This is a genomic window from Pseudomonas sp. BN102, from assembly GCF_029871245.1.
In the GTDB taxonomy this organism is placed as follows: Bacteria; Pseudomonadota; Gammaproteobacteria; order Pseudomonadales; family Pseudomonadaceae; genus Metapseudomonas.
The window spans coordinates 43,079-64,036 of the sequence record NZ_SSON01000073.1 but is presented as its reverse complement, the minus strand read 5'-3'; the positions used below and the strand labels follow the sequence as shown (position 1 = coordinate 64,036).

The following is a 20,958-nucleotide window of genomic DNA, read 5'->3' as shown; positions in this document are numbered from 1 at the left end:
CCCCATGGAGCAATTCCGCAATATTGGCATCATCGGTCGCCTGGGCAGCCCCCATGTGCTCGACACCATCCGCCGGCTGAAGAAATTCCTGCTGGACCGTCATCTCCATGTGATCCTCGAAGACACCATCGCCGAGGTGTTGCCGGGCCATGGCCTGCAGACTTCATCGCGCAAGATCCTCGGCGAGGTCTGCGATCTGGTGATAGTGGTCGGTGGCGACGGCAGCATGCTCGGCGCCGCCCGTGCGCTGGCGCGGCACAATACGCCGGTGCTGGGGATCAACCGCGGCAGCCTGGGCTTCCTCACCGATATCCGTCCTGACGAGCTGGAAGTGAAGGTGGCCGAGGTGCTGGTTGGCCAGTACAGCGTCGAGAGCCGCTTCCTGCTCGAGGCCGAGGTCCGCCGCCATGGCGAGGCGATCGGCCAGGGCGACGCGCTGAACGACGTGGTGCTGCACCCCGGCAAGTCGACACGGATGATCGAATTCGAGCTGCATATCGACGGCCAGTTCGTCTGCAGCCAGAAGGCCGACGGCCTGATCATCGCCACCCCCACCGGCTCCACCGCCTACGCGCTGTCCGCGGGCGGGCCGATCATGCATCCCAAGCTGGACGCGATAGTGGTGGTGCCCATGTACCCGCACACCCTGTCCAGCCGGCCGATAGTGGTGGACAGCAACAGCGAGCTGAAGATCGTGGTGTCGCCCAACCTGCAGATCTACCCGCTGGTGTCCTGCGACGGCCAGAACCATTTCACCTGCGCCCCCGGCGATGCCATCACCGTGCGCAAGAAGCCACAGAAGCTGCGCCTGATCCACCCGCTCGACCATAACTACTACGAGGTCTGTCGGACCAAGCTGGGCTGGGGCAGCCGACTCGGTGGAGGCGACTGATGAGCCTCGATCCGGCCCGCGGCTACGACCTGATCGGCGATGTCCACGGCTGTGCGCATACCCTCGAGCGCCTGCTCGACCGCCTGGGATACTGCAAGCGAGGCGACGTCTGGCAGCACCCGCAGCGCATGGCGCTGTTCCTCGGCGACATCATCGACCGAGGCCCGCGAATCCGCGAGGCGCTGCACCTGGTGCATGCCATGGTCGAAGCCGGGCAGGCCCGCTGCATCATGGGCAACCACGAGTTCAACGCCCTCGGCTGGAGCACCCCGGCGCCACCGGGCAGCGGCCGCCACTTCGTCCGTGAACACACACCGCGCCATACCCGGCTGATCAAGGAAACCCTGGAGCAGTTCGAGGGCCACCCAGCCGACTGGCGTGACTTCCTTGGCTGGTTCTTTGAGATGCCGCTGTTCCTCGACGGCGGCCATTTCCGCATGGTCCATGCCTGCTGGGACGGCGAGATGATCGCCGCACTGCGCGACATGCACCCCGACGGCCGGATCAACGAGTCCTTTCTCAAGGCTGCGGCCGATCCCGCCAGCTTCGCGACGCGGGTGTTCGACCGCCTGCTGCGCGGCACCGACCTGCCGCTGCCGGGTGGCATGACCCTGACCGGCAGCGACGGCTTCACCCGTTCGGTGTTCCGCACCAAATTCTGGGCTGAAGACCCGCAGACCTACGGCGACGTGGTGTTCCAGCCGGATGCCCTGCCCGAGCAGGTGGCCAGCGCGCCCCTGTCCAAGGCGCACAAGTCGCGCCTGCTCAGCTACGGCCCGCAGGAGCCCATCCTGTTCGTCGGCCACTACTGGCGGCGCGGCCGCCCGGCGCCGATCCGCGGCAACCTGGCCTGCCTGGATTACAGCGCGGTGATGTATGGCAAGCTGGTGGCCTACCGGCTCGACCAGGAAAGCCGGCTGGACCCGGACAAGTTCGTCTGGGTCGAAGTGGAACGCCCCGAGGAGCCTTGATGAGTGCCGTTGAAGTATTGCGCTTGCCCCTGACGGTGGACCTCTCCGGTTTCATCGCCCTGTTGCAGCGCCTGGAAGTGCCCTACCGGGTCAGCGAGGAATCCGGCGAGCAGGTGCTCTGGGTGCCCGGGGCGCAACTGGCCGAACAGGTGCGCGGGCTCTACCAGCGCTTCCCCGATGGCGACCCGCATTTCCAGTTGCAGCAGGAGGTGCCGCAGGCAGCGCCGCGCGCCGGCATCCTCGCCCAGCTCATGGCCAGCCGCGTCACCAGCCTGGTGCTGCTGCTGACCCTGGTGGTGGCCGGGCTGACCAACCTGGGCGACAACTTTTCCGTCATCCGCTGGCTGAGCTTCCAGGATTTCCAGATCCAGGGCGACTACATCTATTTCTCGACCCTGGACGAGGGGCTGGCGGCGGGGCAGTGGTGGCGGCTGGTGACGCCCATGCTGATCCACTTCGGTATCCTCCACCTGGCGATGAACGCCATGTGGTTCTGGGAACTGGGGCGCCGCATCGAGGCCCGCCAGGGCGGCCCCGTACTGCTGGTGCTGACCCTGGGCTTCAGCCTGGTATCGGACTATGCCCAGTACCTCAGCAGCGGCCCCTCGCTGTTCGGCGGGCTATCCGGCGTGCTCTACGGCCTGCTCGGCCACTGCTGGGTATTCCAGCGCCTGGCGCCGTGCCCGGCCTACCGGCTGCCGTCGGGGGTGATGGCGATGATGCTGGTCTGGCTGCTGGTGTGCCTGTCCGGGCTTATCACCGCCCTGGGATTCGGCGCCATCGCCAACGGTGCCCACGTCGGCGGCCTGGCCGCCGGTTGCGCCACCGGGCTGCTGGGGGGTGCCCTGGCGCGCCTGCGCCGTTAGAATGCGCAGCTTGTCCCAAATTCCGGTGAGTGGTCCATGTCGTCGTTTGCCCATCTGATCAGCAACATCACCCAGGATGTCTACGAAAGCCTCAAGCTGGCCGTGGAGATCGGCAAGTGGCCGGACGGCCGCAAGCTGACCCAGGAGCAGAAGGAGCTGTCGCTGCAGGCAGTGATCGCCTGGGAGCTCAAGCACCTGCCTGAAGAAGAGCGCACCGGCTACATGGGCCCGCAGGAGTGCAGCTCCAAGTCCGAGCCGATCCCCAACCTGCTGTTCAAGTCGAATTCGGTCCACTGATGCTGGAACTAGGACGCGGCGCACTCTCGAAGATGTCGGTGCGCCTTGAAGCCCCCGTGCAGTACGGCTTTCGCCTGGGCGAGGCGGAAATCGCGGCGAATCCCCTGATCGGCAAGCAGCTGCGCCTCGAATTCCTTGGCGCCATCCACTGCATCCACTGCGGGCGCAAGACGAAGAAGAGCTTCAGCCAGGGCTACTGCTATCCCTGCTTCACCAAGCTGGCGCAGTGTGACAGCTGCATCGTCAGCCCCGAGAAATGCCACTTCGAACAGGGCACTTGCCGCGAACCGGAGTGGGGCGAGCGTTTCTGCATGACCGACCACGTGGTCTACCTGGCCAACTCCTCGGGCATCAAGGTGGGCATCACTCGTGCCAGCCAGGTGCCGACCCGCTGGATCGACCAGGGCGCCACCCAGGCGCTGCCGATCGTGCGCGTCGCCACCCGCCAGCAGTCCGGCTTCGTCGAAGACCTGCTGCGCAGCCAGGTGGCCGACCGCACCAACTGGCGCGCCATGCTGAAGGGCGACGCGCCGGCGCTGGACCTTGCGGCCATCCGCGACCAGTTGTTCGACAGCTGCGCCGAAGGCCTGCGCGCCCTCCAGGACCGCTTCGGCCTGCAGGCGATCCAGCCGGTCAGCGACGTCCTGCCCATCGAGATCAACTATCCGGTGGACGCCTATCCGACCAAGGTCGTCAGCTTCGATCTGGACAAGACGCCGGTGGTGGAGGGTACGCTGCGGGGCATCAAGGGCCAGTACCTGATTCTCGATACCGGCGTGATCAACCTGCGCAAGTACACCGCTTACCAGCTGGCCATCAGCGCCGCGTAGTTCAAGTGATCAGGTCGGCAGGGGAATAGTCCATACTCCGACCTTGACCCATTCATCACGAGCGGCCCAGGGCTACGGGGCCGCCTTGCAATCGAAGAGACGACCATGCGCACCGAACAACCGAAAGTCATCTACCTCAAGGACTATCAGGCCCCCGACTACCTGATCGAAGAGACCAACCTGACCTTCGAGCTGTACGAGGACCACAGCCTGGTCCATGCCCAGCTGGTTATTCGCCGCAACCCGGAGCTGGGCGACGGCCTGCCTCCCCTTGTGCTGGACGGCCAACAGCTGGAGCTGCTGTCGCTGTCCATGGATGACCGCGAACTGTCGGCCTCCGATTACCAGCTGGACGACAGCCACCTGACCCTGCAGCCGGTGGCGAAAAGCTTCACCCTCGACAGCACCGTACGCATCCATCCGGAAAGCAACACCGCGCTGGAGGGGCTGTACAAGTCCGGCAAGATGTTCTGCACCCAGTGCGAGGCCGAGGGGTTCCGCAAGATCACCTACTACCTCGATCGCCCGGACGTGATGAGCAAGTTCACCACCACCATCACTGCCGAACAGCATCGCTATCCGGTGCTGTTGTCCAACGGCAACCCGGTGGCCAGTGGGGCGGAGGAGGGCGGCCGGCACTGGGCCACCTGGCAGGACCCCTTCAAGAAACCCGCCTACCTGTTCGCCCTGGTGGCCGGCGACCTCTGGTGCGTGGAAGACAGCTTCACCACCATGACCCAGCGTGACGTGGCGTTGCGCATCTATGTCGAGCCGGAAAACATCGACAAGGTCCAGCACGCCATGGACAGCCTGAAGAAGTCCATGCGCTGGGACGAGGAGGTCTATGGCCGCGAGTACGACCTGGACATCTTCATGATCGTCGCGGTGAACGACTTCAACATGGGCGCCATGGAGAACAAGGGGCTCAACATCTTCAACTCCAGCTGCGTGCTGGCCAAGGCCGAGACTGCCACCGACGCCGCCCACCAGCGCGTCGAGGCGGTGGTGGCCCACGAGTACTTCCACAACTGGTCGGGCAACCGCGTGACCTGCCGCGACTGGTTCCAGCTGTCGCTCAAAGAAGGCTTCACCGTGTTCCGCGACGCCGAGTTCTCCGCCGACATGAACTCGCGCACCGTCAAGCGCATCGAGGACGTGGCCTTCCTGCGCACCAACCAGTTCGCCGAGGATGCCGGCCCCATGGCCCACCCTGTGCGCCCGGACTCCTTCATGGAGATCTCCAACTTCTACACCCTGACCGTCTACGAGAAGGGTTCGGAAGTGGTGCGCATGCTCCACACCCTGCTGGGCGCCGAGGGCTTCCGCAAGGGCACCGACCTGTACTTCGAACGCCATGACGGCCAGGCCGTGACCTGCGACGACTTCGTCAAGGCCATGGAAAACGCCAATGGAGTCGACCTGACCCAGTTCAAGCGCTGGTACAGCCAGTCCGGCACCCCGCGCCTACAGGTCGAGGACAGCTACGACGCCGAGGCCCGCACCTACAGCCTGACCTTCCGCCAGAGCTGCCCGGCGACCCCGGGGCAGAAGGACAAGCAACCCTTCGTCATTCCCGTGGAACTGGGCCTGCTCGACGGCCAGGGCGGCGAACTGCCGCTGCGCCTCTCGGGCGAGGCCGCGCCCCAGGGCGGCAGCCGTGTGCTGGCCCTGAACGAGGCGGAACAGCAGTTCACCTTCGTCGACATCCCCGAACGCCCGCTGCCTTCCCTGTTGCGCGGCTTCTCGGCGCCAGTGAAGCTGAGCTTCCCCTTCAGCCGCGACCAGCTGATGTTCCTCATGCAGCACGATTCCGACGGCTTCAACCGCTGGGAAGCCGGCCAGCAGTTGTCGGTCCAGGTGCTCTTCGAGCTGATCGGCCAGCACCAGCGCGGCGAAAAGCTGGTGCTGGACCCGCGCCTGATCGAGGCCTTCCGTACCCTGTTGGGCGATGAGTCGCTGGACCAGGCCATGGTCGCCGAGATGCTCTCCCTGCCGAGCGAGGCCTATCTCACCGAGATCAGCGAAGTAGCGGATGTGGACGCCATCCATGCCGCCCGCGAGTTCGCCCGCCAATCCATTGGCCAGGCCCTGTTCGAGCCGCTGCTGGCACGCTTCCAGGCCAACCGCGCGCTGTCCCGCGAAACCGGCTACGTCGCCGAGGCCGCGCACATCGCCCGCCGCACCCTGCAGAACATCGCCCTGTCCTACCTGATGCAGAGCGGCAAGGCAGAGGTGCTGGAGGCTTGCCTGGAGCAGTTCAACGAGTGCGACAACATGACCGAACGCCTCTCGGCGCTGGCCGTGCTGGTCAACTCCCGCTTCGAGGCGGAGAAGGCCGGTGCCCTGGAACGCTTCGCCGAGTATTTCAAGGATGATCCGCTGGTGATGGACCAGTGGTTCAGCGTGCAGGCCGGCTGCGGCCTGCCGGGCGGGCTGGAGCGGGTGCAGGCGCTGATGCAGCACCCTGCCTTCACCCTGAAGAACCCGAACAAGGTGCGTGCACTGATCGGTGCCTTCGCCAACCAGAACCTGGTGAACTTCCACCGGGCCGATGGCGCGGGTTATCGCTTCCTCGCCGATCATGTGATCACGCTCAATGCCCTCAACCCGCAGATCGCCTCACGCCAGCTCGCGCCCCTGACCCGCTGGCGCAAGTACGACGGCGGCCGCCAGCAACTGATGAAGGCCGAACTGGAGCGCATCCTCGCCTCCGGTGAACTGTCCAGCGACGTCTTCGAAGTGGTCAGCAAGAGCCTCGCCTGAGGTCCTCCCAACAGCCCGTGAAAGCGGGCTGTCATCTTTCCGAAAGAGTCCTTTTATGAAGTGTTACCGGTTAGTTCCGGTAACACTTTTTTGTTACTCAAGGAAATAACTGCCTCCTCTGTTATGCGCTGATTGTCTTAAAAGCCCAGAAAATGCTTGACCAGGCAGCTTTTGGTATGAGCGTACATGCCCTGCAAGTGTGATCTTGAGTGACAAATCGAGCCAGATCGTCCGACAAAATCGGACGCAAATTTCGGAATTGATCAGTGGCTGATCAGTCACTTGTTTGACAATTTTCCGTCGCGCAGTCTGCGGGATTTTTCTGACGAACATTCCCGACTTGGCACCATGGTTGCAACTCCGCCTGCCGATTTGGCCCCGTTTCGGTGCGTCTGCAACGGGGTGCGCTCTGCGCTGGGGGTTTCCTGCCGAAGCAAGAAAGTCGCCAAGAGCGGCTGGACAAACAGGCCTGCCCGACGGGCCGCCAATAACAAAGTGATCAGTCCACGGAGTAAGACTCGATGGAGCTAAAGTCCCATAAGCCCATGTTGCGTTTCGCACCGGCCAAGGCAGGTTTCGCCTTCGCCGGTATCCTGCCGCTCCTGGTAACCGCCCAGGCCCAGGCGGTGGAGTTCAGTTTCGCCAACGACGAAATTTCCGGATCCCTCGATACCACCGTTTCCTACGGCCAGCTGTGGCGCGTGCAAGGACGGGACAAAACCAACGACGACATCAACACCAACGACGGCAACCGCAACTTCGATACCGGCCTGGTTTCCGAGGTCTACAAGATCACTTCCGACCTGGAAGCGACCTACAAGAACTACGGCATGTTCGTTCGTGGCACCGCTTTCTATGACACCCAGATCATGGACAAGCGCAACGACTACCTGGACAACAACGACCCCGTCCAGCCGAGCCAGAACTTCCCGAAGGATGACAGCTTCACCCACGAGACCCGCCACAAGGCGGGCCGTGATGCACAGATCCTCGACGCCTATCTGTATGGCAACTGGGACGTGGCCGACATGCCGGTCACCGGTCGTATCGGCCGCCAGGTGTTCAACTGGGGCGAAGGCATCTTCTATCGCGGTGGCGTCAACACCACCAACCCGGTGGACGCCGCCAAGTTCCGCCTGCCGGGCTCCGAGCTGAAGGAAGTGCTGGTGCCGGTGGAAGCCCTGAGCTTCAACCTCGGCCTGACCGAAAACCTGTCGATGGAGACCTTCTACCAGTGGAACTGGAAGGAATCGGCCATCGACCCGGTCGGTACCTACTATTCCGAGACCGACCTGTTTGCTGAGGGCGGCAATACCGCCTATTCGACCCAGCGCGCGCTGACGCCGCTGGCCGGTCTGTACAGCGGCCTGAGCCGCTTCGGTGTGGGCGGCCTGCAAGGCGGCCGCACCGTGGATGCCAACGGCAACATCAAGGTCGCGTCCATCGGTCCGGACATCAACGCCAAGAATGATGGTCAGTTCGGCGTTGCCTTCCGCTACATCGCCGAAGAACTGAACTCCACCGAGTTCGGCTTCTACTTCGTCAACTACCACGCCAAGGAGCCGACCATCGCGGCCAACCTGGGCGACTACGCCGGCCTTAATCTCGCGCAGATCGCTGGCCAGGCGTCCACCGCCCTGGCTCCCCAGGTGCAGCAGGCGGTCGCCTCCCAAGCTGGTATCTCGGTCGCCCAGCTGCAGGCCGTGCTGGCCAACCCGGCGCTCAACCCGAACTTGGCCCGCGCCTACTCCAACGCCCTGACTTCGGCGGCTACCACCGCTGCCGGCGGCCTGGCGACCATCGACGTGGCCAACCAGGTCCAGGCCCAGCGCGAGTACGCCGAAGACATCCGCATGTACGGCCTGAGCTTCAACACCACCATCGGCGAGGCCTCGGTCTTCGGCGAGTTTGCTTACCGTCCGAACCTGCCGATCGGCATCGCCACCACCAACGACCTGCTGGGCGACCTGCTGCTCCAGGCCCCGCAACTGGCATCCGGCCGAACCGTCAACATCGGTGGCCAGAGCGTCCAGTTGGGCGACGAGATCCACAACTCCGAGCGCGTCGAGGCCTACAACACCTCCCTGGGCACCATCTACAACTTCGGCCCGTCGCTGTCCTTCGACTCCCTGATCGGCGTGGCCGAGCTGGCCTCCGAGCACCTGCGCGGCAGCGATCTGCAATACGTCGCTTTCAACGGCGAGAACCGCTACTACTCCGGCCGTGGCAACAGCTCCTACGTCTCCGGCGGCGATCGCGACGACCAGGTCAACAAGAACGCCTACGGCTACACCCTGCTTCTGTCCGGCACCTGGAACGACGTCTACGCCGGCGTGAACGTTTCCCCCTACGTCGTCTACAAGGACGACTTCGAGGGCAACTCCTACCAGACCGGCAACTTCATCGAAGGTCGCAAGGCTTACACCCTGGGCCTCAAGGCCACCTACCTGAACAGCCTGGAAGCCGAACTGCAGTACACCGAGTTCTACGGCGGTGGCCAGAACAACTCGGTGCGCGACCGCGACAACGTCGGCGTCAACGTCAAGTACTCCTTCTAAGCCAACAAGAACAAGACGGGCGTCCCGGCGCCCGCTACAGACTCATCACGGAGAACCCACATGCTGAAAAAGCTTTCGCTGATTAGTGCCGCGGTTGCCCTGGCGCTGTCCGCCAGCAGCGCCCTGGCGCAGGTTTCGGCCCAGGATGCCGCCAAGCTCGGCAGCAGCCTGACCCCCTTCGGCGCCGAGAAGGGCGGCAACGCCGCCGGCACCATCCCGGCCTGGACCGGTGGCATCACCCAGCCTCCGGCCGGTTACAAGTCCGGCCAGCACCATCTGGACCCGTTCCCGGAAGACAAGCCGCTGTTCACCATCACCAAGGCCAATCTGGACCAGTACAAGGCCAACCTGACCCCGGGTCAGATCGCCCTGTTCAACGCCTACCCGAACAGCTTCCAGATGCCGATCTACCAGACCCGCCGCTCCGGCTCCGCACCGCAGTGGGTCTATGAGAACACCGTCAAGAACGCCACCGGCGCCAAGCTGCTGGACGGCGGCAACGGCTTCTCCGACGCCTACGGCGGCATCCCGTTCCCGATCCCGCAGAACGGTGTGGAAGCCCTGTGGAACCACGTCGTCCGCTACCGCGGCAGCTACATCGTCCGTCGCGCCTCGGAAGTGGCCGTGCAGCGCAATGGCGACTACTCCCTGGTGACCTCGCAGCAGGAAGCCCTGTTCAAGTACTACAACCCGAAAGGGTCCTATGCCGACCTGAACAACGTCCTCTTCTTCTACCTGTCCTTCACCAAGAGCCCGGCACGCCTGGCCGGTGGCGCGACCCTGGTCCACGAGACCCTGGACCAGGTCCAGGAGCCGCGCCAGGCCTGGGGCTACAACGCCGGCCAGCGTCGCGTCCGCCGCGCGCCGAACCTCGCCTACGACACGCCGATCGCCGCCGCCGACGGCCTGCGTACCGCCGATGACACCGACATGTTCAACGGTGCGCCGGACCGCTACGACTGGAAGCTGGTGGGCAAGAAGGAAATCTACATCCCCTACAACAACTACAAGGTGTCCAGCCCCGAGGTCAAATACGATGACCTGCTGCAGCCGGGCCACCTGAACCCGGCCGTCACCCGCAACGAGCTGCATCGCGTGTGGGTCGTGGAAGGCACCCTGAAGGCGGGCGCCCGCCATATCTACTCCAAGCGCACCCTGTACCTCGACGAGGACAGCTGGCAAGCCGCAGTGGTCGACCAGTACGACGGCCGTGGCGAGCTGTGGCGTGTATCGGTGGCCTACCTGAAGAACTACTACGACCTGCCGACCACCTGGTCCGCGCTGGACGTGTTCCACGACCTGCAGGCCCGCCGCTACCACGTGCAGAACCTGGACAACGAGGAGCCGACCACCATCGACTTCGCCCAGGCCGTGCCGGACGATGGCTACTTCAAGCCGTCCGCCCTGCGTCGCCGCGGTACTCGCTGATCCGGCAGTGCTCCATGAAAAAGGCCGCTACCCGCAGCGGCCTTTTTCTTTTGGTTGAAACTGGATTGGTAATCCAATGTTGGGCTTTCTGGTGTGGGCTTGTTGTCTGGTGGTCCAGCCCATTGCCGAGTGAGCTTTGGGTTTTTGTTTCGCCCTCCCGGGCGACTCCCTTTTGCAGTCGACGGATGGCCGCCCCCCACAAAAGGAAGCAAAATGCTTGCCCCTGCATCCGGGTCCGGCTTTGCCGAACTTCCCTCGCTCCATCATTGCTCCGGGGGCACGGCGTGAGGGGCCATCCATGGCCCCGCACGCCTCTCGCGGCATCCATGCCGCTCGTCCCCCTGCGCAACGATTCCGCTCGGCCGCCTGAAGGGGCGGAGTCCCTGCCTCAGCCGCTCTACATGGTTTCAGATCCGTTTCGGCTTCAGGCTTGCTCCGGACTTGCCGGCGCGAGTCACCCCTCTCCTCTTCAGGGGTGAAGAGGCACGCTTTCGGAAGCACCGCTTCCGGTGCCGATGAACGCCTGAGCGCGAAGCGATCAGGCCGGGGCGCAGGGCGGGGGCCGGGGGAGAGGGAAGTATGCGGTGGCGCAGAGCCAGCCAAGGGCAATCGGACAATCTTGCCAATCCAGTGCGATCTCGATGACCGGCGGGCGAAGGCAGTGCCAGAGCACCCCGCCCGCAGTTACACAGCGCCACCTGCGCTTAACAAAACATAACGTCCCGCTGATTGTGCGCGCTTTCCAAAGCTGGCTAGGATTAGGTCGCTGCCTCCCTGGGCAGATCCCACCTATAACAATAAGGGGAAAGGTGTATGAGTGAGCCCGTCATGCGGCGCACCCCGTCCGGCCTCAACGTGGAAAGCCACCACAAGCCGACGTTCCGCTTCCAATCGCCGCTGGCCAAAGCGCTCTCGCTGTTCAGTGTGCTCTCCGTCCTTGCAATAGCCGCTGCGCCCATTACCGCATCCGCGCTGGCCGCCGATGCGCCGGTACTCTCCATTCAATCGCCCAAGGCCGTGAGCAGCCTGCTGCTCGATGTCGTCCATGCCGGCAAGCGCCTGGTGGCCGTTGGCGACCGTGGCCACATCCTCTATTCCGACGACAACGGCAAGTCCTGGACCCAGGCCAAGGTGCCGACCCGCCAAATGCTCACCTCCGTCTTCTTCGTCGACGACAAGAAGGGCTGGGCCGTTGGCCATGACGCGCAGATCCTCGCCAGCGAGGACGGCGGCGTCACCTGGACCCTGCAATTCGAAGACCTGCAACGCGAAGCGCCACTGCTGGACGTCTGGTTCAAGGACGCCAACACCGGCTTTGCCGTGGGTGCCTACGGGGCCCTCCTGAGCACCCGCGATGGTGGCAAGAACTGGGAAGACGTCAGCGATCGCCTGGACAACGAAGACCAGTACCACCTCAACTCCATCGCCGCGGTGAAGGATTCCGGCCTGTTCGTGGTGGGGGAGGCGGGCAGCATGTTCCGCTCCGCCGACTGGGGCGAGACCTGGGAACGCCTCGAAGGCCCCTATGAGGGCTCGCTGTTCGGCGTACTTGGTACCGCCGAACCGGGCGTCGTGATCGCCTACGGCCTGCGCGGCCACCTGTTCCGTTCCGCCGATTTCGGCAGCTCCTGGGAAACCGTGCCGCTGAAGACCAGCAACGGCGAACTGGAGTTCGGCCTGTCCGGCGGTGCCCTGCTGCCCGACGGCAGCGTGGTGGTTGTCGGTCACGGCGGCAGTGTGCTGAAGAGCACCGACAGCGGCCGCACCTTCAAGGTGGTGAACCGCAGCGACCGTATGTCGCTGGCCAGTGTCATCGCCGATGAAAAAGGCAACCTGATCCTGGTGGGACAGGGCGGTGTACGCGTAGCGTCGCCGACCGGCGCCGAGCTGGGCCAACTATAAGAAAGGCGGAGAGTTTCGATGACTACCCATCACCAGGACAAGGCGACGTTCCTCGAACGCCTGATCTTCAACAACCGGCCGGCGGTGATCGTCATCTGCCTGCTGGTCAGCATCTTCCTCTTCTGGCAGGCCCTGCAAGTGCGGCCCTCCACCAGCTTCGAGAAGATGATCCCGCTGCATCATCCCTATATCCAGAAGATGCTCGAGCATCGCAACGACCTGGCCAACCTGGGCAACACCGTGCGTATCTCGGTGGAAGCGGTCGACGGCGACATCTTTACCAAGGAGTACATGGAGACCCTGCGGCAGATCCATGACGAGGTCTTCTACATCTCCGGTGTCGACCGTTCCGGCCTGAAGTCCCTGTGGAGCCCGAGCGTTCGCTGGACCGAAGTGACCGAAGAAGGCTTTGCCGGCGGCGAGGTCATTCCGCAGACCTACGACGGCTCCCCGACCAGCCTGGAAGAGCTGCGCAACAACGTGCTCAAGTCCGGCCAGATCGGCCGCCTGGTGGCGAACAATTTCAAGTCCAGCATCATCGACGTGCCGCTGCTGGAGTCCTATCCGGATCCGAAAGACCAGGGCAAGCTGCTGAAGCTCGACTACCGCCAGTTCTCCCATGAGCTGGAAGAGAAGATCCGCGACAAGTACCAGGCCCAGAACCCCAACGTGAAGGTCCATGTGGTGGGCTTCGCGAAGAAGGTGGGTGACCTGATCGACGGCCTGATCATGGTGGTGCTGTTCTTTGGCATCGCCTTCCTCATCACGCTGGTGCTGCTCTACTGGTTCACCTGGTGCATCCGCAGCACCATTGCCGTGCTCTCCACCACCCTGGTGGCGGTGATCTGGCAGCTGGGCCTGATGCACAGCGTGGGCTTCGGTCTCGATCCCTACTCGATGCTGGTGCCCTTCTTGATCTTCGCCATCGGCATCTCCCATGGCGTGCAGAAGATCAACGGTATCGCCCTGCAATCCAGCGGTGCCGACAATGCCCTGACCGCGGCGCGGCGCACTTTCCGCCAGCTGTTCCTGCCGGGCATGATCGCCATCCTCGCCGACGCCGTGGGCTTCATCACCCTGCTGATCATCGACATCGGCGTGATCCGCGAGCTGGCCATCGGTGCGTCCATCGGCGTGGCGGTGATCGTCTTCACCAACCTGATCCTGCTGCCGGTGGCCATCTCCTACGTGGGCATCAGCAAAAAGGCCGTCGAGCGCAGCAAGAAGGACGCCAATCGCGAGCATCCGTTCTGGCGCCTGCTGTCCAACTTCGCCCATCCGGTGGTGGCGCCCATCTCCGTGGTCATCGCCCTGATCGCCTTTGGCGGCGGCCTCTGGTACAGCCAGAACCTGAAGATCGGCGACCTCGACCAGGGCGCCCCGGAGCTGCGTCCGGACTCGCGCTACAACCAGGACAACAACTTCATCATCAACAACTACTCCACCAGCTCCGACGTACTGGTGGTCATGGTCAAGACCGGCCCCGAAGGCTGCTCCACCCATGAGGCTCTGGCGCCGGTGGACGAGCTGATGTGGAAGATGGAGAACACTCCGGGCGTGCAATCGGCCATCTCCATGGTCACCGTCTCCAAGCAGGTGATCAAAGGGATGAACGAGGGCAACCTGAAGTGGGAAACCCTGTCCCGCAACCAGGATGTGCTGAACAACTCGATCAGCCGTGCCGAAGGCCTGTACAACTCCGATTGCTCCCTGGCACCTGTGCTGGTGTTCCTCAACGACCACAAGGCCGAGACCCTGTCCCGTGCCGTGGCCGCAGTCGAGGCGTTCGCCAAGGAGCACGAGAAGGAAGGTCTGCAGTTCCTCCTGGCAGCAGGCAACGCCGGCATCGAAGCGGCCACCAACGAGGTGATCGCCCAGGCCGAGCTGACCATCCTGATTCTGGTGTACATCTGCGTTGCCGCGATGTGCCTGATCACCTTCCGCTCCATCGCCGCGACGCTGTGCATCGTGCTGCCGCTGATCCTCACTTCGGTGCTGGGCAACGCGCTGATGGCCTGGCTGGGCATCGGCGTGAAAGTGGCGACCCTGCCGGTGATCGCCCTGGGCGTGGGTATCGGTGTCGACTACGGCATCTATATCTACAGCCGCCTGGAAAGCTTCCTGCGTGCCGGCCTGCCGCTGCAGGAGGCCTACTACGAGACCCTGAAGTCAACCGGCAAGGCCGTGCTCTTCACCGGCCTCTGCCTGGCCATTGGCGTGGCGACCTGGATCTTCTCGGCCATCAAGTTCCAGGCCGACATGGGCCTGATGCTGACCTTCATGCTCCTCTGGAACATGTTCGGTGCCCTGTGGCTGTTGCCGGCCCTGGCGCGCTTCCTGATCAAGCCCGAGAAACTGGCGGGCAAGGTCGGTGGTTCGCTGTTGGCGCACTGAGCCTTCTCAGCTGGATGAAAAACCGCGGCCCAGGCCGCGGTTTTTTTGTGGGCGGTTTTTTGCCGGGGACGAAGGGCAGGCCTGGGGCCTGCTTGGCGAATGAATTCGCCCCTACAGGGCAGGGAGCGGCCGGCGCGAGTCACCCCTCGCCCTTCAGGGTGAGGGTAAGTGGGTTCGGCTTTGAGTCAGAAGGGCAGTCCTGCGGCCTGCTTAGCGAATGAATTCGCCCCTACAGGAATAGCGCTGCTGAGGGGGCGGGTCTACCGCGGATAGAGCGGCGGCAACTGGCTGGGTTCGCCGCTGGCCACCTGCTCCCGCGCCTGCGGGGCGGGGAGGGCGCGGATGGCTTTCCACAGGTCATCGCCTTGCCAGTGCTGGCCGGCCTCGCTGTAAAGCGCGCCGTTCAGGCCGTCCATGGCATCGGACAGGGGCACGAAGCGCGCGGCCATGTCGGCCAGGGTTTCCGGCTGCTGGCGAGCCCAGGCGTCGAGGGCCTGGCGGGTGGCGTGGGAATCATTGGACTGGCAGGCGCGGCGCAGGTCGTCCAGCAGGGTGCGCGGGCTCGGGCCGGCCTGGACGGGGGGCAGGATGGCCGGCTGGCGGCGGGCGCGCCACCAGAGGCCGAAGCCCAGGACCGTGGTGCAGGCGAGCAGGGCGCAGGCCAGTTGCCAGGGCCAGAGCCGGGCCTGGGCGCCCGTGTTGCCGGCCATTGCTGCATCGGCGGGCGCTGTGCCGGCCTCCAGTTCGGGGTTGCTGGCCACTTCCAAGGTGCGGGCGGGCAGTTCGCTGCGCTCCAGGCGGTCGTCCCGGGTGTTCCACCAGGTCACTTCCACTGCCGGCAGTTCGAGGCGGCCGCTGCTGGTGGGCACCAGGGCCTCACGATCTTCGCGGCTGCCGATCAGCCCTCGCTCGTCGATCTTGTTGGCCACCTGCGGCTGGTCGGGGTAGCGGCGCAGGCCTTTGGCCTGGGTCGCGGGCAGGGGCGGGATCTGTGCGCTGGAGAGACCCTCCACCTGCAGCATCAGGCTGCGGGTCAGCGAGTCGCCGGTCTGTGCGCCCTTGGGATCGGGACTCCAGGACTCGGTCAGGATGAGGTTGCGCGCCGGCAGCCAGGGTGCATCGGCCGGGTATTCGGCGGGCTTGGGCTTGACGGTCAGGGGAATCCGCGGCGAGTTCACTCTCGTGAGCTTGCCCGGCCTGGGTCCGAAGGGCTGGTAACCTTCCTGGCTACCGGGGTCGACCAGGGTGGCGCTGAACACTTGCGGAGGAATGTCCAGTAGGCCGCTCTTCTGCGGGAAGAGCGCGTAGCGCACCTCGATCACACCGTGCCGAACGCCATTGATCTCCTTCTCGTAGGTGCGTGGGTCGCCCAGTTGCTCGACGCGGGCGTCATCCATTTGCAGCGGGCTGAGGCTGCTGTCGTCGTAGAGCGAGATCGAGTGGTAGATGCGCAGGGTGAGGATGGCCTGAGCCTGCACATAAACGCTGTCCTGGTCGAGGCTGGCATCGATGAACACCGGCGCCAGGTTGCCGCTGCCGGCCTTCTCGGCCTTCTGCACGTTCAGGGTGATGGGTGCGCTGTGGACTTCGCCCAGCTTCAGTGCCGGGATGGTGACGAAACCGCTCTGGCGGGGGCGCAGGGTGATTATCCAGCGCGTGGCGCGGTCATTGTGGCCGTTCAGCGTGCCCAACTGGTTGATCTGGCGCGTTCCGAGCACTTCGAACTGGGCTTCGAGCGGGGTCAGGTCGGGTTTGCCGAACAGGGTCGGGTCCGAGGACTCCAGGGTCAGTTCGACGGTCTCGCCTTCGCTCAGGCGGGTTCGGTCGACGTTGGCGGTGAATCCGGCAGCCTGCGCGCAGAGCGCCAGCAGGCTGAGGAGGAGGGTGCAGAGCAGGCGCGTCATCACTGTTCTTCCTGGCGCTGTTGCTGTTCGTACCAGAACTTGCGGCGCAGCAGTTCGGCCGGGTCATCCGGGATCTGCCGCAGCCATTGTTCCAGGGCCTGGCGGCGTTCGTCGGCCAGGGGTTCGGCGCTGGCTGTCCGGGGCTGGGTGGCATCCGCGTCCAGGGCGTCTTCGGCAGTTCCGCCGGCTCCCTGCTGCGTGGGCGTCGAGTGCTTGGCCTCGCCATTGCCCTGCTGCAGGGTGGATTCGCTGGCGCTCTGTTCGCCGTCCTGTTGCCGGGCGGCGTCCTGTTCGCCGCTCTGGCCAGCCTGCTGCTGGCGGTCGGTTTGCTGGGCCTGGTTGCCGGCCTGGGCTTCGCGCTGGCGCAGCAGCTCCTCCACCAGTGCCTTGTTCTTCTGTGCGGCGGCCAGGTCCGGCTGACGCTCCAGGGCCGAGTCGTAGGCGTCGATCGCCGCCTCCAGTTCGCCGGCACGGGCCAGGGCGTTGCCGCGATTGTAGTGGTCCGTCGCGCTGTCGCCCTGGGCGAAGCGGGCGGCAGCCTCCGCATAGTCGCCGGCCTGGTAGAGCGCCATGCCTTGCCAGCGTGGGTCGCTGAAGCGCTGCGCGGCTTCTGCCGGGCGCTGGGCCTCCAGCAGGCGCTGGCCTTGCTGGTCGGGGCGCAGCCAGAGGTCGTCGAATTCCAGGGCCAGGCTGGGGCGCGGCAGCACCAGAAGCAGGGGTAGGCAGAACAGCCAACCCCGACGGCCGGCGCAGGCAGCGATCAGCAGCAGGGGCAGGAGCAGCCAGTGTCCCTGGTCGGCCCAGGCGGCAAAGCGGGCGACCTCGCCGCTGGCCCGCAGGCTGCTGGGGCCGTCCAGCAGGCGCAGGCTGCGCAGGTCGCCGTCGTCCAGCCGGGCGCTGGCATAGCGCCCGCCCAGGTTGGACGCGAAGCGCCGCAGCTGGGCGCTGTCGAGTTTCGGCAGGAGGATGGCGCCCTGGTCGTCCTTGAGGAAGCCGCCATCCTCTTCGGCGATAGGAGCTCCGGCTGCGGTGCCGATGCCGAGGATGGCCAGGCGCTCGCCCCGGGAGCCCAGGGCCTTGCGGATGCCGGCCTGTTCCTGCTCGTCCAGGCTGCTGGCGATCAGCAGTAGCCGTCCCTGGCCTTGGGCGCCCTGTTCCAGCAGCGCGAGGGCCTTGCTCACCGCCAGGTCGGCGCGCTGGCCATGCTGCGGCATGATCGAGGGCTTGAGGGCGTCGATCAGGTTGAGGCTGGTCATCAGGTCGTCGGACAGCGGCACCACGCTGTGAGCACTGCCGGCGTAGACCACGATGGCGGTTTGCGCGTCGCGGCGCGCGTCGAGCAGGTCGCGGAGCTTGCGCCTGGCCTGCTCCAGGCGGGTCGGCGCGATGTCGGTGGCGAGCATGGACGGCGTCAGTTCCAGCAGCACCACCAGCGGGTCGGCGCGTTTCTGGGTGCTCTGTTCCATCAATTGCCAGCTGGGCCCGAGCAGCGCCAGCAGGCACAGCAGCCAGGCCAGGCCCAGGGCCAGCCAGGGCAGGCGGCTGCCGCGACGGCTGCCGCCATTCAGCAGCCAGGGCTGGAAGGCACGGGGCAGCAGTTGCTCCCAGCGGCCGCTGCGACGCTCGCGGTGCCAGAGCTGCCAGAGCAGCCAGCCCAGCAGGGGCAGCAGGAGCAGCCAGGCCGGGCGCAGCCAGTGGGGCCAGAGCGCGATCATGTGCGCCTCCGCAGCCATTGCGGGCGTTGTTGCAAGGCGTCGGGCCAGAGCACGCGGCAGACCAGGAGGAGGCTCAGCAGCAAGGCGCCGCCCAGGGGCCAGCTGTAAAGGGAATAGGCCGGGCGCGCCTGGCTGGCGCGCTGGGTCACCGGCTCCAGGCGGTCGAGGCCCTCTTCGATCGCCGCCAGCTCCTTGCTGTTGCGGGCACGGAAGTAGCGGCCGCCGGTCTGCTCGGCGATGGCGGTGAGGGTGGGTTCGTCCAGGTCCATGCTTGGGTTGAGGCCGAGGATGCCGAGCACGTCGCTCTGCTCCGGATCGGCGCCGATGCCGATGGTATAGATCTTCACCTGCTCCTCGGCAGCCAGGCGGGCGGCGGTCAGGGGTTCGATCTCGCCGCCGGTGTTGGCACCGTCGGTGACCAGTACCAGCACCCGGCTGTTGGCCGGGCGTTGGCGCAGGCGCTTCACCGCCAGGCCGATGGCATCGCCAATGGCGGTGTTCTTGCCGGCGATGCCGATCAGCGCTTCGTCCAGCCAGGTGCGCACGGTCTGCCGGTCGAACGTCAGCGGTGCCTGCACGTAGGCCTGGCTGCCGAACAGGATGAGGCCGATGCGGTCGCCGCGGCGGCCGTCGATGAACTCGCCCATCAGGTGTTTCACCAGGGTCAGGCGGCTGACGTCCTCGTCTTCCCATTGCATGTCGGCGTAGTCCATGGAGCCGGACACATCCACCGCCAGCAGCAGGTCGCGTCCGCTGGTGGGGAGCGGCTGCGGCTCGCCCACCCATTCCGGGCGGGCGCCAGCCGTGAGCAGCAGCAGCCAGAGCAGGGCGAAGGGCGCCTGCTGGCGCCAGGCCGGCAGATTGGCGCGGGCGCGGCGGCCCACAAGGCTTTCGAGGTCGGCGAGGAAACTGACCTGCAGTGCCGCTTCGCCGCTATCGGCCGGTGGCAGCAGCAGGCGCAGCACCCAGGGCAGCGGGGCGAGCAGAAAAAACCAGGGCCAGGCGAACTCAAACATGTTTGCGGATCCAGGTATCGACGGACTGGTAGAGGCCGTTGATCGCCTTGTCGTCCAGCTTGCACAGCGGACGGTAGGCGCCTTCGACCAGGATCATCCAGCGCGTCAGGCCCGCGGCCGGGCAGCGGTTGTCCAGGTAGGCCAGCCAGGCGCGGCCGCTGAGGGTATGGCTGTGATCGCCGGGATAGTGCATGCGGCAGAGGCGCTTGAGCAGGCCGTTGAGCTCCTGCAGCCAGGCGCCGGCCGGTGCACCGTCATAGGGCTTGGGCAGGCGTGCCAGTTCTTCCAGGGCCGACTGGCGCAGTGGGTCCAGGGGCTGCTCGGGTTCGGCCGCGACCTTGCGCCCGGCCTGGCGCCACCAGCGCCACAGGGCCCAGGCCAGCAGCGCGAGCAGGGGCGGCAGGCACCACCAGCCGGGGGCGGGCGGCCACCAGGGTATCGCCGCCGGAGCGATCAGCGGTTCCAGCCCATCCAGCGGGTTCATCGCGCGCTGCCCTTGTGCAGCAGGTAGTCGCGCAGTTGCTCGATCATGCCTTCCTGGGTGGAGAGCGGCAGCAGCAGTACGCCGAGTTTCTGCGCCAGGCGCTCCCAGCGCGCGGTGCGGGCTTCGCCCATTTCGCGGTAGGCCTGGCGCAGGTCGCTGGCGTGGGTGTCCAGCTCCAGCTGCGCGCCCTGCTCGGCGAAGCGCAGCAGGCCGGCCGCGGGCAGGGCGTGGTCCAGAGGGTCGGAGACGGGCATCAGGATCAGGTCGGAATGCCGGGCGAGCAGGGCGATCTGCTGCTCGGCGGTGTCGGACAGGGTGCGTTCGTCGCAGAGGATCACCACCAGGCTGCCCGGGCGCAGCACCTCGCGGGCACGGCGCAGGGCCAGGCTGAAGCCTTCGCGCTGGACCGCTGCCGGGCTGCCGAGGGCCTGGTTGGCGCGGGCCAGCCGGTTGAGCAGCTGCAGCAGGCTCTGTTTGCTGCGCCGTGGCTTGATTTCATGGTGTTCCTGATCGCTGAACACCAGGCCGCCGACCCGGTCGTTGTGCGCCAGGGCAGCCCAGCCAAGAAGGCTGGCGGCCTGGGCCGCGAGCACCGACTTGAACACCAGGCCGGTGCCGAAGAACAGGCGCTGGCTCTGTTCGACCATGATGAATACCGGCCGCTCGCGCTCCTCGTGGAACAGCTTGGTATGGGGCTCCTGGGTGCGCGCCGTGACGCGCCAGTCGATGGTGCGCACGTCGTCGCCGGGTTGGTAGATCCGCACCTGATCGAAATCCACACCGCGTCCGCGCAGCTTGGAGTGGTGCAGACCGATCAGCGGACTGCGCCGCGCCGGACTGGAGAACAGTTGCACCTCCCGTACCCGGTGGCGCATGTCGATCAGCTCGGCCAGGTCGACGTGCACGCCCGCCGCGCTGGGCGCGGGCGGAGCGGCGCC

Annotated in this window: 15 protein-coding genes; 10 read left to right on the top strand and 5 right to left on the bottom strand. The window is 65.6% G+C overall.

All coding sequences use genetic code 11. The annotated features are described in order from the left end of the window. Positions 1 to 4 precede the first annotated feature (4 nt). The 10 genes from E8F12_RS19625 (at position 5) to E8F12_RS19580 (ending at position 14,901) form a co-directional block, all read left to right on the top strand. Positions 5 to 892, top strand: a complete 888-nt coding sequence (locus E8F12_RS19625) for an NAD(+) kinase (RefSeq protein ID WP_280326869.1) — start codon at positions 5 to 7, stop codon at positions 890 to 892. After that, positions 892 to 1,863, top strand: a complete 972-nt coding sequence (locus E8F12_RS19620) for a metallophosphoesterase (RefSeq protein WP_280326868.1) — start codon at positions 892 to 894, stop codon at positions 1,861 to 1,863. The genes E8F12_RS19625 and E8F12_RS19620 overlap by 1 nt, the downstream gene beginning before the upstream one ends. Continuing rightward, the gene (locus E8F12_RS19615; RefSeq protein WP_280326867.1) at positions 1,863 to 2,729 is read left to right on the top strand and encodes a rhomboid family intramembrane serine protease; all 867 of its coding nucleotides are present in this window, start codon (positions 1,863 to 1,865) and stop codon (positions 2,727 to 2,729) included. Before E8F12_RS19620 ends, E8F12_RS19615 begins: the two co-directional genes overlap by 1 nt. 36 nt (positions 2,730 to 2,765) lie before the next feature. Further along, complete coding sequence (locus E8F12_RS19610; RefSeq protein WP_280291769.1) at positions 2,766 to 3,026, top strand: DUF1315 family protein; 261 nt, start codon at positions 2,766 to 2,768, stop codon at positions 3,024 to 3,026. After that, positions 3,026 to 3,856, top strand: coding sequence for a DUF2797 domain-containing protein (locus E8F12_RS19605; protein WP_280326866.1), 831 nt, complete (start codon positions 3,026 to 3,028; stop codon positions 3,854 to 3,856). Before E8F12_RS19610 ends, E8F12_RS19605 begins: the two co-directional genes overlap by 1 nt. 105 nt (positions 3,857 to 3,961) lie before the next feature. Then, entirely contained in the window at positions 3,962 to 6,619 is a 2,658-nt protein-coding gene (pepN, locus tag E8F12_RS19600) for an aminopeptidase N (protein WP_280326865.1), read from the top strand. Between the two features lie 521 nt (positions 6,620 to 7,140). Further along, complete coding sequence (locus E8F12_RS19595; RefSeq protein WP_280326864.1) at positions 7,141 to 9,177, top strand: DUF1302 domain-containing protein; 2,037 nt, start codon at positions 7,141 to 7,143, stop codon at positions 9,175 to 9,177. Between the two features lie 60 nt (positions 9,178 to 9,237). Continuing rightward, positions 9,238 to 10,605 carry a DUF1329 domain-containing protein gene (locus tag E8F12_RS19590; protein ID WP_280326863.1) on the top strand — a complete coding sequence of 456 codons (1,368 nt, stop codon included), beginning with the start codon at positions 9,238 to 9,240 and terminating at the stop codon, positions 10,603 to 10,605. Between the two features lie 828 nt (positions 10,606 to 11,433). Then, the gene (locus E8F12_RS19585; protein WP_280327103.1) at positions 11,434 to 12,507 is read left to right on the top strand and encodes a YCF48-related protein; all 1,074 of its coding nucleotides are present in this window, start codon (positions 11,434 to 11,436) and stop codon (positions 12,505 to 12,507) included. Between the two features lie 18 nt (positions 12,508 to 12,525). After that, positions 12,526 to 14,901 carry an RND family transporter gene (locus E8F12_RS19580; RefSeq protein ID WP_280326862.1) on the top strand — a complete coding sequence of 792 codons (2,376 nt, stop codon included), beginning with the start codon at positions 12,526 to 12,528 and terminating at the stop codon, positions 14,899 to 14,901. Positions 14,902 to 15,161: 260 nt separating this feature from the next. On the opposite strand, the gene E8F12_RS19575 is transcribed toward E8F12_RS19580, so the two are convergent. The 5 genes from E8F12_RS19575 to E8F12_RS19555 are packed head-to-tail and all read right to left on the bottom strand — an operon-like array spanning position 15,162 to position 20,895. Continuing rightward, entirely contained in the window at positions 15,162 to 16,805 is a 1,644-nt protein-coding gene (locus E8F12_RS19575) for a BatD family protein (RefSeq protein ID WP_280326861.1), read from the bottom strand. Continuing rightward, entirely contained in the window at positions 16,805 to 18,520 is a 1,716-nt protein-coding gene (locus E8F12_RS19570; RefSeq protein ID WP_280326860.1) for a VWA domain-containing protein, read from the bottom strand. The genes E8F12_RS19575 and E8F12_RS19570 overlap by 1 nt, the downstream gene beginning before the upstream one ends. Then, positions 18,517 to 19,536: a VWA domain-containing protein gene (locus E8F12_RS19565; RefSeq protein ID WP_280326859.1), complete on the bottom strand. Its 1,020-nt coding sequence runs from the start codon at positions 19,534 to 19,536 to the stop codon at positions 18,517 to 18,519. Before E8F12_RS19565 ends, E8F12_RS19570 begins: the two co-directional genes overlap by 4 nt. Then, on the bottom strand, positions 19,529 to 20,020 hold the full coding sequence (locus E8F12_RS19560; RefSeq protein ID WP_280326858.1) for a DUF4381 domain-containing protein: 492 nt from the start codon (positions 20,018 to 20,020) through the stop codon (positions 19,529 to 19,531). The genes E8F12_RS19565 and E8F12_RS19560 overlap by 8 nt, the downstream gene beginning before the upstream one ends. Continuing rightward, on the bottom strand, positions 20,017 to 20,895 hold the full coding sequence (locus E8F12_RS19555) for a DUF58 domain-containing protein (protein ID WP_280327102.1): 879 nt from the start codon (positions 20,893 to 20,895) through the stop codon (positions 20,017 to 20,019). Before E8F12_RS19555 ends, E8F12_RS19560 begins: the two co-directional genes overlap by 4 nt. Positions 20,896 to 20,958: the final 63 nt, after the last annotated feature.